8 protein-coding genes and 1 pseudogene are annotated in these 10,712 nt (G+C 42.0%); 4 read left to right on the forward strand and 5 right to left on the reverse strand.

Translation table 11 applies throughout. The features are described from left to right. Positions 1-329: 329 nt before the first annotated feature. The gene (locus tag JCM9140_RS25020; RefSeq protein WP_268870603.1) at positions 330-455 is read right to left on the reverse strand and encodes a hypothetical protein; all 126 of its coding nucleotides are present in this window, start codon (positions 453-455) and stop codon (positions 330-332) included. Positions 456-584: 129 nt separating this feature from the next. Here JCM9140_RS25020 and JCM9140_RS20605 point away from each other — a divergent pair, with 129 nt between their 5' ends. Beyond that, on the forward strand, positions 585-1,553 hold the full coding sequence (locus JCM9140_RS20605) for a nuclease-related domain-containing protein (RefSeq protein WP_034751131.1): 969 nt from the start codon (positions 585-587) through the stop codon (positions 1,551-1,553). Between the two features lie 358 nt (positions 1,554-1,911). On the opposite strand, the gene JCM9140_RS20610 is transcribed toward JCM9140_RS20605, so the two are convergent. Together JCM9140_RS20610 and JCM9140_RS20615 are read right to left on the reverse strand one after the other, a co-directional pair. Beyond that, positions 1,912-3,264, reverse strand: a complete 1,353-nt coding sequence (locus tag JCM9140_RS20610; protein WP_034751134.1) for a SpoIID/LytB domain-containing protein — start codon at positions 3,262-3,264, stop codon at positions 1,912-1,914. 15 nt (positions 3,265-3,279) lie between these two features. Further along, on the reverse strand, positions 3,280-3,504 hold the full coding sequence (locus tag JCM9140_RS20615) for a hypothetical protein (protein WP_034751137.1): 225 nt from the start codon (positions 3,502-3,504) through the stop codon (positions 3,280-3,282). Positions 3,505-3,820: 316 nt separating this feature from the next. Between JCM9140_RS20615 and JCM9140_RS20620 the strand changes: the two are divergent. Further along, a pseudogene (locus JCM9140_RS20620) lies at positions 3,821-4,887 on the forward strand (glycosyltransferase family 4 protein). A 106-nt stretch (positions 4,888-4,993) separates the two neighbouring features. Here the strand turns inward: JCM9140_RS20620 and JCM9140_RS20625 are convergent. Then, positions 4,994-5,983, reverse strand: a complete 990-nt coding sequence (locus tag JCM9140_RS20625; RefSeq protein WP_034751140.1) for an LCP family glycopolymer transferase — start codon at positions 5,981-5,983, stop codon at positions 4,994-4,996. 301 nt (positions 5,984-6,284) lie between these two features. On the opposite strand from JCM9140_RS20625, the gene JCM9140_RS20630 reads away from it, so the two are divergent. Beyond that, positions 6,285-7,610 carry a UDP-glucose dehydrogenase family protein gene (locus JCM9140_RS20630; protein WP_034751143.1) on the forward strand — a complete coding sequence of 442 codons (1,326 nt, stop codon included), beginning with the start codon at positions 6,285-6,287 and terminating at the stop codon, positions 7,608-7,610. A gap of 153 nt (positions 7,611-7,763) precedes the next feature. After that, complete coding sequence (gene galE, locus JCM9140_RS20635; protein ID WP_034751145.1) at positions 7,764-8,744, forward strand: UDP-glucose 4-epimerase GalE; 981 nt, start codon at positions 7,764-7,766, stop codon at positions 8,742-8,744. Positions 8,745-8,888: 144 nt separating this feature from the next. On the opposite strand, the gene JCM9140_RS20640 is transcribed toward galE, so the two are convergent. Further along, on the reverse strand, positions 8,889-9,854 hold the full coding sequence (locus tag JCM9140_RS20640) for an LCP family glycopolymer transferase (RefSeq protein WP_034751149.1): 966 nt from the start codon (positions 9,852-9,854) through the stop codon (positions 8,889-8,891). Between the last annotated feature and the right edge of the window lie 858 nt (positions 9,855-10,712).

Genomic DNA, 10,712 nt, shown 5'->3' on the forward strand with positions numbered 1-10,712 from the left:
TTCTAAATCAGCACAAAAAAGTGCGAAAGCCCCGCATAAAGTTCCGAAAGCCCCGCAAAAAGTTCCCAAACTCCCGCAAAGAGTCACCCGCTCCCTAAAAAAGGAGCTTCACCGCCTAACATGCGCCGCTCTCCCTAAAAAAAGAGCTGCACCCTCTAACGAGCGCCCCACCCGCCGCATATCTGAGAAAACTCCCGCATAAATCAAAAAGCCAGCGCAAATCTTCCTATTAGAGGCGCATAAGGTAAAAAAAGCCCCGCAAAAGTCAGCCCACCCGCCGCATAAAAAGTGAAACTCCGCAAAGAGAGCCCCACCCGCCGCATAAATTTCTAAATCAGCGCAAAAAAGTGCGAAAGCCCCGCATAAAGTTCCGAAAGCAGCGCATAAAGTTCCCAAACTCCCCGCAAAAACAAAAAGTCACCCACTCCCCAAAAAAGCGCTGCACCCCAAAACATGCCCCGCCCCCCGCCACATCTCCACCGCAATAAATCCCGCGAAACAAAAAAAGGATTTCCCCCCACCCGCATCGAATATTACTGCCAACCGCCCCCCACATATCCCAAAAAATGAAGGAGTGATCCCCATTGATCAAAAAAGAGCGTACCATCCCGCATAAAATTTTACAGCTGCAGGCATTACAGAGGAGACTCCCTGCCCATCATCCGAAGCTTCCGCAAATTGAAGAAGAATTAGCGCGAAGGATCGCAGGACACCGTGGCGAGCAGGCTCTCGATTACTACTTGCTTTTCCTCGATCCTCGAAAGTATGATATATACCATGGTCTGCGGCTCACCGATCAGACGTCTTATTTTCAAATCGATACGATGATTGTCTCGCCCGCCTTCATTCTCCTCATAGAAATCAAAAACATAAGCGGAACGATCTATTTCGACGGAACATTTGATCAGATGCTACGAACTAAGGAAGGAAAAGAGACAGGTTTTTCAAATCCTCTTTTACAAATCAAACGACATGAGCTGCAATTTGATAATTGGCTCCACTTGCACAAACTCGTGCAACCCCCGCTTGAACCTTTCGTCGTGATCAGCAACCCCTCAACGATTATCAAAGCGTCCAACCAGCACACACACTTCTTTGAAAAAATCATTCATAGCGCGAGCCTCCTAACAAAAATCGAGCAACTAGAAAAAAGGCACCCAACCGTCTATCTCAAGCAAAAGGACAACCAAAAGCTCTCCACAACACTACTAAAACAGCACACCCCCGCCAAAACCGATATCCTCGAGCAATTAAACATTTCCGAGGCCGAATTAATCAAAGGCGTCCACTGTCCGAAATGCCTCGCCATCCCGATGCTGCGATCGTACGGAAAATGGTCCTGCCCCAAATGCACGTATGCAGCAAAAGATGCTCACCTTCCGTCATTAAAAGACTACACGCTCTTAGTGAACTCCACGATTACAAACTCCAAGTTGCGCCACTTCCTGCAACTTTCATCTCGCAATATTTCTACGGACCTTCTGCAATCACTTAATGTCTCTATAACCGGGAAACAAAAAGGGACGACTTACCGCCTTGACGACTTCTTCTAAACGAAATAGAGAATCCCCCTTCCAAGGTAATGAAAGTTACTATCCGTTTCCTCCAGACCTGCTGCTACTAGTTATTTCTTTTTCCTTCTAAAACATGGGGATGTGGGCAATCTAGTGAAAATACAGAACCAAACACGCCTGTCTTCTTGCCGGTAACAAACGAGATCTTTCAAGAAAAAAAACATCCTACTCAATTATCATATCGTTCCAACGAACATTCCTGCTCAGTACGAAGGGAACGATCAACATATCTTTCCGGTTCACGAGCAAGATGATCGGTTTTTCCTGTACCCAGAGGGAACAACCTTTGATTATTAAAAAAGAACGCCAGGTGTGACTCTCCCGGCGTTCTTCTTCATTATTTTAGCGTTTCAATTTTAACCCCTGTATAATAATGCGTTAAAATGTCATCGTACGTTTTCCCAGCCTCAGCCATGCCACGCGCACCCCATTGGCTCATGCCAAGGCGATGCCCCCAACCGCTTCCTTTGAATGTGTAAGCAGTCGAGTTCGTTTGAGCAAAGACGGTAGATGATGCCGTCCGGATGGGAACTTCATTCGCAGTTACGGTGACATCTTGGCCGTTTGCTGTTCTCATTTTCGTTCCATAGACGGTTGGAACATCCTGAACCGAGCCGTTTGCTGTTCGGACTTTCATTCCAGCCGAGCTTGGTTCAATTCGAAAGTTAATGCTTTTTAACGAGGCACCAAATGCTGAACGGAGTGAATCGGGGCCAGAACCGTTTGGTACGGTCACTTTCACCGTTTCTCCATTCGCACGGACGCCGGTAGCTGTTACTTTTTGAACACTGCCAGCAGTAGGGGATCTCTCAGTAACTTTCAAGTCAACTAAGCGGACACCAGATCCGAATAACTTTTGTTCAATCGTGTTTCGTTGAATCGTTTCTGTCCAGGCATTATTCGAATTGGACGGATGGACATCATATGGATCAGGAACCGCTTTAATGTAAGGAAGTGGACTTGACCAGACGTTTTCACTGTTTTCTGTATGTCCGCCTGAACTTGAATGGAAAAAGGCATTAATGACTTGTCCATTTGCCGTTGCATACTGTCCTCTTGTGGCCCGAACCGCTTCATTTGTACGGGAGTGTTCACCTGATTTCCCGCCATATACTTGGTTAGCGACTGTATCGACGACATGATCATTGTTTTTCATTTGAACATAGGCATAGTTTCGAGCGGCAATGGCTTGAGCCTTTAACGCTTCCATATGCCATGATGCTGGCATTTCTTTAGGAACGACACCTTGAATATATTCCTCAATGGAGAGGATATTAAATAATGTAAGGCGGTCTTTTCCTGGTTCGATTTTTAACGAACCACGGTAATCAACTGTGTTGAAGGTGTTCCTTTGAGAGATAGATGATATGTTTATGTAGTTGGAACCAGATGTCCCGACTTCCTGCAATTCAAAGCCTTTATTCGATGTAAAATCCCGATCGTTGACCCGGACTGTAACTTGATTTGGTGTATAACGAAATTGAATTTGACCAGTAAATTCAATTTCACGACTGTTATCGACATTCACTAAGCGATACGTTCCAAAAGGCGTTACGTTAAAATTAATCGAAGGAACAAGCTTGACTTTAACAGGGGTGTTGTAATGTTTCATCGTAGTAGCTGAACTTTCTGTTGGAAAGACGATAAAAAGCATTGGCAGCAGAAGAAATAAAGCAACGAACTTTTTCATATTAATAGAGCTCCTTTATTTAGCATGCTGTTCACTCTTTAATTGTTCCACTTGCTGTTCAAGGTGTGTGACACGTTTTTCGAGTTCTGTGACGCGGTTTTTGATTGGAGTTACTTGATTGATGACCCAATCAACACTAGCGACAACGGGTGCTGAATTGGCGAGTGAAGGACTAGAAAAGGCAAAAATCCCAGTAGATAAGACTAAAATCGAGCCTATAATCGTAAGGCGCTTCTTCATGGCTTGAAACCTCCTAAAAATAGTACTCTTATTATATCAGAATTTGATAAAAGATTCATAGAGTGATTGGAAGATTGCTAGTTTTTGTCAGAAACATAAGGAAAAAGTAAAAAATTGTGGAGTTCTTTTAATATAATCTACACAAGAACATCATTTATGATATAATCCATTAGTATCGTCTCATACAAGCTATTTTATACAAGTCAAATCAAATTTTTACTTATTGATTATGACGCTTGAAAAAATATTATCCAATTTGTCATAGGTGAAATAACTTATAAAACGTATGGAAAAGGTATTACTAAGGAGGGTCAATATGATTGGATTGGCACTAACGCTAATTATTTGCTTTCTCGTTGTTGTTAGCATTACGCCTTTAGTGAAAAGGTTTGCGATTAAAATTGGAGCAACAGATAAGCCAAATCATCGAAAAGTTCATCAAAATGTTATGGCGCGTTTAGGCGGCCTTGCTATATATATTGGGTTTTTGGTTGGATTTGTTCTTTTGCAACCCGAAAGTCCCTACATGTGGCCGATTTTAATCGGTAGTTTCATCATCATTTTAACCGGTTTCCTTGATGATATGCTGGAACTGTCAGCGAAGTGGAAAATGCTTGGGCAAATTGCCGCAGCAGCTGTCGTGGTAATGGGTGGGTTCATGTAGAATTCATCAATTTGCCTTTTGATGGCCGTTTGGAGTTAGGATGGTTTAGTATACCGTTGACGTTTCTTTGGATTATCGGGATTACCAATGCGATTAATTTACTTGATGGACTCGATGGTTTAGCTGCTGGTGTTTCATCTATTGTTATTTTAACGATCTCGACTTTGGCTATTATACAAGGAGATCTATTTGTAACGGCACTTGGAGTGATTTTACTTGGAAGCACGGTTGGGTTTTTGGTTCATAACTTTAATCCAGCGAAGATTTTCATGGGGGATACAGGGGCGTTATTTTTAGGGTTTATGATTTCGGTCATTTCCTTACTTGGCTTTAAAAATGTGACGGTGTTCTCGTTGTTAATTCCTGTCATTATTTTAGCGGTGCCGATTTCAGATACGTTTTTCGCCATTATTCGTCGCCTCGTTAATAAGAAAAAGATTTCTGATGCGGACAAGTCACATTTGCACCATCGTTTGATGCAAATTGGGTTTTCGCATAAAGAAACCGTCTTGGTTATCTATACAATGAGCGCTTTTTTCGGATTGGCAGCTGTCATGTTAACGATGTCAACCCTTTGGATGTCTGTGATCATTATTGCGATTGTTTTGATCGTCATTGAATGGATTGTTGAGCGCATTGGCTTAGTGAGTGCGACTTACCGTCCAATGATTAATTTCTTTAACAAAGTGACAACCAAAAGTGTGAAACGAACAGGTTAAATGATTATAAGAAAGCAGTTATCTTCATTCTATGGAGGGGCTGCTTTTTTTGTGCGTTTTTTGTATAAAAAAAGGAAGATGAACGTTTGTCCATCTTCCATCCATACTAATAGGCGGTTTCTTCTTCTTTCGGTTCGATTAATCCTAAATGCCTTTGTAAGGCGAGAACCGTATTCGCACGAGACGTTTCGGTTACTTCGTAATAGTAGACACCATTCATTCGTGTATCCGTTCCTTCAAAGTTTACCATTTCGATATCATTTAATGAAGTAATATAGGAATGAAAGGCAACCATATTGCTAAAACTTAAATTGGTTGTCATATGGTCATCGACGCTATCCAATAGGCTGTTATAGCTCGTGATGGATGAAAGAGATGCGCCTTTTTTAAGAATGGCTTCTATGAGCTGTTGTTGACGTTGACCGCGGCCAATATCACCAGTAGGGTCATTTTTACGCATGCGGACAAAAGCCAATGCTTCTTCTCCGTTTAAGACGTGTGTTCCTTCGTGTAAGGTAATGGCTCCATGTCTTCCAGAGCTATCTTGTTCTGTAAAGGTAAACGGGACATCCAGTTCGACCCCACCAAGAGCATCAACAATTTCCATAAAAGCGGTGAAGTTGACGTTCACATAATAATCGACAGGCACTTCAAGAAAGTGCTCAACCGTATCAACCGTTAAGTCTAAGCCACCAAATGCATGTGCATGGTTGATCTTATCTTGGTTCGCGCGACCTGGGATCGTCACTAACGTGTCACGAGGAATGCTGAGAATTTTAATGCTTGAATCTTGGCGATTGAATGTTCCAAGCAACATGGCATCGGTACGGCCGCGTAAGTCACCGTCGCGATCGTCGACTCCGAGAAACAGCACGGATATGTTATCTTGACCAGGGTCAACGACTTCTTCCCGTTTTTCAGATTTTTCCCCACGATCTAATTCTTCCTGACTGTTAGCTGCCACATCAGAAAGCGTTATGACAAAATAGGAAAGGACACCTCCTGCACCAAGAAATGTCAAGATCGCAACAAGCAAAGCAATCCGTAAAATCTTTCTGCTTTTTTGCTTTCGTTTTCTAACTCTTGATTGAGACATTTTGTTCCCTCACTTTGATGTTTCGTATCGTTACCTATATGACTATCTATCCCTATTTGGTAAAAACCGTGTTAGACATCATTCTACATTCTTTACCATAGTATCGAAAAATGAACCATTAGTAAATAAGAAGATTATGGGCTGCTAAACAAGGAGTGTTCGACAAAGTTCTAGCTAACCCGCCTCCGTTGATTGTTAGCTGTTTTTCCTTTATTATTAGAAAGATGTAAATGGCACGATCAAGGTAGTCGAAATGATTAGGGTGCCTTTTTCACTTAGTATACTAGTCGGGGGAATCTATATGTACAAAATAGCTGTTGCTGGTACAGGTTATGTTGGCTTAGTCGCAGGCGTATGCTTCGCTGAAGTTGGTCACGAAGTAACGTGTGTTGATATTGATGAAGAAAAAGTAAAGCTGATGAAATCAGGTGTATCTCCAATCTATGAAGCAGATTTAGAAGAATTAATGAAAAAGAACTACGTGGCAGGACGAATTGATTATACAACAGACTATAGGTCTGCCTATAAAGAGGCAGATGCGATTTTTATAGGGGTTGGTACTCCAGAACAAGCAGATGGTTCGGCGAATTTATCTTATATTGCCAAGGTCGCACGGCAAATTGCGGAGTCCGTTGAGAAGGACTGTATCGTTGTGGTGAAATCAACGGTCCCAATTGGAACGAATGACAAGGTCGAACAGTATATTCGAGATTTTTTAGTTCATGATGTGAAAGTGGAAGTAGCCTCTAACCCTGAGTTTTTAGCGCAAGGGACTGCTGTTCATGATACGCTTCATGCAGAACGAATTGTTATTGGAACCGAAAGCAAATGGGCAGAAGATGTGCTAATGAAATTGTATGAACCTTTTCATTTGCCGATGGTGTCTGTTACGAGAAGATCTGCAGAAATGATCAAATATGCGTCAAATGATTTCTTAGCATTAAAGATTTCCTACATGAATGATATTGCCAACCTTTGCGAGCTTGTTGGGGCTGATATCGAGGATGTTGCAAAAGGAATGAGCTACGATGATCGAATTGGGAGCAAGTTTTTAAAAGCGGGCATTGGCTACGGCGGTTCGTGTTTTCCGAAGGACACGAAAGCATTAGAGAACGTTGCTCGTCAACACGGCTATGACTTGAAAACGGTGAAGGCAGCCATAGACATAAACAAAGAACAAAAAACCAAGTTATATGAAAAAGCGAGCAAACGATTGATGACGTTTGCTGGTTTGAAGGTAGCTGTGTTAGGGCTAACCTTTAAACCTGGAACAGATGATTTGCGAGAAGCTGCTTCCCTTGAAAATGTTCCGTTGCTATTGGAACAAGGTGCAGACATTTATGCGTATGATCCTGTTGGTGCGGACTCTTTTGCTACGCTCTACCCTGAAGGTGAACATGGCAAAGGCCGAATCACGTATGTGTCACATGCAGAGGATGCCTTAAAAGAGGCAAATGTTTGCTTTATCTTTACGGAGTGGGAGGAAGTCAAACAGATTGCACCGAAACAGTACGACACGTTCATGAGAACACCTCTTGTTTATGACGGCCGAAACATCTATCGGTTAGATGAGATGAAAGCAGCAGGGGTAGAGTATCATTCGATTGGTCGTGCATCGGTAAAATAATCTAGGTTAATGGATGAAAGGTTGTAGTAGGGGGGGGAGTGTTTAGCCTTCTCTTTTTTCTGTTTTAATGGTGGTCACTGACGTTTTTGGTGTGACCGCAACCGGAGGGTTCATACGTTTACTTGTAGAAATAAGGAGCAGGGAGTGAAGTAGGTGTCGATTTTGATCACTGGCGGGGCAGGTTATATTGGTTCTCATACAGTTAGATATTTTTCAGAAGTGAACGAAGAAGTGATTGTCGTTGATAATTTACAAAGTGGACATAGAAAGTCAGTCGATGTTAAGCACTTTTATGAATTGGATCTAAGGGAGAAAGAAGCGTTAAATAATGTCTTTAAGAGGCATTCAATTGAGGCCGTCATCCACTTTGCTGCAAACTCTTTGGTTGGCGAGAGTATGGATAAACCGTATGACTATTACCATAACAATGTATATGGAATGATGTGTTTATTGGATGTTATGAAGAAGCATAAAGTAGGTAAAATGGTCTTTTCTTCTACTGCCGCCATATATGGAGAACCTACATCGATTCCTATTTTAGAAGGCGAAGACACAACTCCGACAAATCCTTACGGGGAAACAAAGCTTGCCATGGAAAAGATGATGAAATGGTTTGATCAGGGCTACGGAGTAAAATATGTTTCACTAAGGTATTTTAATGCAGCTGGAGCTCATGAAAGCGGAGAAATTGGCGAGGACCATAAGCCTGAAACACATCTAATCCCACTGGTCCTAGAAGTACCGCTCGGCAAGAGAGAAACGATTTCCATTTTTGGTGATGATTATCCAACTGAAGATGGAACGTGTATAAGAGATTATATTCATGTGATGGATATAGCTTCTGCTCATTATGCAGCATTAGAGTATTTAAGGAAAGGGCATTCAAGTGATGCCTTTAATCTTGGGAATGGAATGGGTTATTCTGTAAAAGAAGTCATTGACGTAGCAAGGAACATAACAGAACATTCGCTACCAGTAGAAATGAAAGCAAGAAGACTAGGAGACCCGGCGATTTTAATTGCCTCTTCTGAAAAAGCACAAACGAAGCTAGACTGGAAGCCGAGGTTTCCGACGTTAGAAAAAATTATGCTGGATGCATGGAATTGGCATAGAACTCATCCAAAAGGGTATTAAAAAGAAGCATGAGGACCGTGATCATGGTTTATGTAGAAGTATAGAAGAAGGCACAACGAGTAGTTGTGCCTTCTTCCGCGCAAAATTTCTGATGATCCCTGTTAGAAATGTCCCCCTTTAAATCAAATAGGGGATACGAGTACGTTATTCTGTTAATCCTAAATGTTGACGAAGTGTATGAGAAATGGCTAGGCGTGATTCTTCTTTTATGTCGTAATAATAAACGCCGCTGATTCTTGTGTCGACGCCTTCGAGGTTGATCGATTCAATGTCGTTCAACGATGTGGCGTATGAGTGGAACGCAATGATGTTTCCAAAACTTAAGTTTGTTGTCATGTGTTCGTCTACGCTATCAAGTACTTGGTTGTACCGTGTAATCGATGAGAATGAAGCGCCTTTTCTAATGATCGCTTCAATCACTTCTTGTTGACGTTCACCTCGGCCAATATCACCGCGTGGGTCATTTTTACGCATGCGGACGAACGCTAACGCTTCTTCGCCGCTTAATTCATGTGTTCCTTCATATAACGTAATGGCACCATGTGCACCTGTACTGTCTTGTTCAGAGAACGTAAATGGAACTTCTACTTCGACTCCACCTAGTGCATCGATAATTTCAACAAAAGCTTCAAAGTTTAATTTTACATAATAATCAACCGGAACATCTAAAAACCCTTCGACCGTTGATACGGCTAAGTCCAAACCACCAAACGCATGAGCATGGTTGATTTTATCTCGGTTTGCCCGGCCGGGAATATCGACTAATGAATCGCGCGGAATGCTTAAAATCTTAATGCTTGATTCTTCGCGGTTAAACGTCGCAAGTAGCATCGCATCTGTGCGTCCGCGTAAGTCACCATCTCGATCATCAACACCTAGGAATAGGACCGAGATGTTGTCTTTTCCAGGGTCAACGGCTTCTTCCCGTTTCTCCGATTTCTCCCCACGATCAAGTTCTTGTTGGCTATTAGCAGTCACATCAGACAATGTATAGACAAAGTAAGCCAAGGCGCCGCCTGTACCTAGAAACATCATTACAGCAATGAGTACGGCGATACGCAAGGCTTTTTTCGACCTACGCTTTCGCTTGTTAACTCGTGATTGAGTCATGCTATTCCCTCACTTTATAAAAAGTCATGTATCTATGTTAATGAGCAATGTTAGACAAAAATCTACATCTCTTTCATAGTATCGAAAAAAAGATGATTAGTAAACAAGAAGATTAATGGAAAAGGTGTGACGAATAATGCTTTGTTATCCCCTTTCATTCGCTTACCTATCAGCTTCATGAAAAAAAAGGTAAAAATCTGTGACTTAGTTCTTAGAATCATTTGCTAGAGTGTGCAAAAAGTGTCGAATACTGTATCACAGTTCATGTTGAATAATGGGGAAAACACTATTAAACTAGTAAAATGTAAGGATTTAAGATGATCGGTTATTTAGACTAACTAGAACTTAAGAATTAGATGTTTTCTATATAAAGTAAGCGATGGTGTGTGTTTTACATTTTTTCGTTTGTGCAAACATCAAGGAAAGTCGTTTTTTGTTCTTTTTAATAGTGGCAATGTCTCCTTGCCTGTATCGATGGAGGCACTCGATCACGCTGTGGGTTCATGGGAATATGAGCCTTAGACGCATGTTGTCGTCATTGGTGTGGTGTGAGGAGGGGTTCGATGCCTCTTTGTTTTATTTATTGTATGCACAGATATAGAACCGTAAGCTAGTTGTCTTACATGTGGAGGGTGATTAGCTTACGGTTTTCATATGAAAAGTTGTTATGGTTAGTGAAGCAGCCGTGATCGTTTCATTACGCTCCAGCCACTCGCTTTCCGCGGGGAGGTGCCCGGCCTCCTCGGCTGCGCCTGTGGGATCTCAACCTTACCTCTATTTCCCGCAGGAGTCGAGTGGCCTGCGCTTCATTTCACTATGAGGGAAGCTTATTTTTTACAGTTGCACACTTTGTTTTTA

Source organism: Halalkalibacter wakoensis JCM 9140 (assembly GCF_000513095.1).
In the GTDB taxonomy this organism is placed as follows: domain Bacteria; phylum Bacillota; class Bacilli; order Bacillales; family Bacillaceae_D; genus Halalkalibacter; species Halalkalibacter wakoensis.

What these genes read in the sequence shown, in the direction of transcription:
- JCM9140_RS20610 (WP_034751134.1), bottom strand. Translation starts at nt 3,264, where the DNA reads ATGAAAAAGTTCGTTGCTTTATTTCTTCTGCTGCCAATGCTTTTTATC.
- JCM9140_RS20625 (WP_034751140.1), bottom strand. Translation starts at nt 5,983, where the DNA reads ATGTCTCAATCAAGAGTTAGAAAACGAAAGCAAAAAAGCAGAAAGATT.
- JCM9140_RS20615 (WP_034751137.1), bottom strand. Translation starts at nt 3,504, where the DNA reads ATGAAGAAGCGCCTTACGATTATAGGCTCGATTTTAGTCTTATCTACT.
- JCM9140_RS25020 (WP_268870603.1), bottom strand. Translation starts at nt 455, where the DNA reads ATGTTTTGGGGTGCAGCGCTTTTTTGGGGAGTGGGTGACTTTTTGTTT.
- JCM9140_RS20630 (WP_034751143.1), top strand. Translation starts at nt 6,285, where the DNA reads ATGTACAAAATAGCTGTTGCTGGTACAGGTTATGTTGGCTTAGTCGCA.
- JCM9140_RS20640 (WP_034751149.1), bottom strand. Translation starts at nt 9,854, where the DNA reads ATGACTCAATCACGAGTTAACAAGCGAAAGCGTAGGTCGAAAAAAGCC.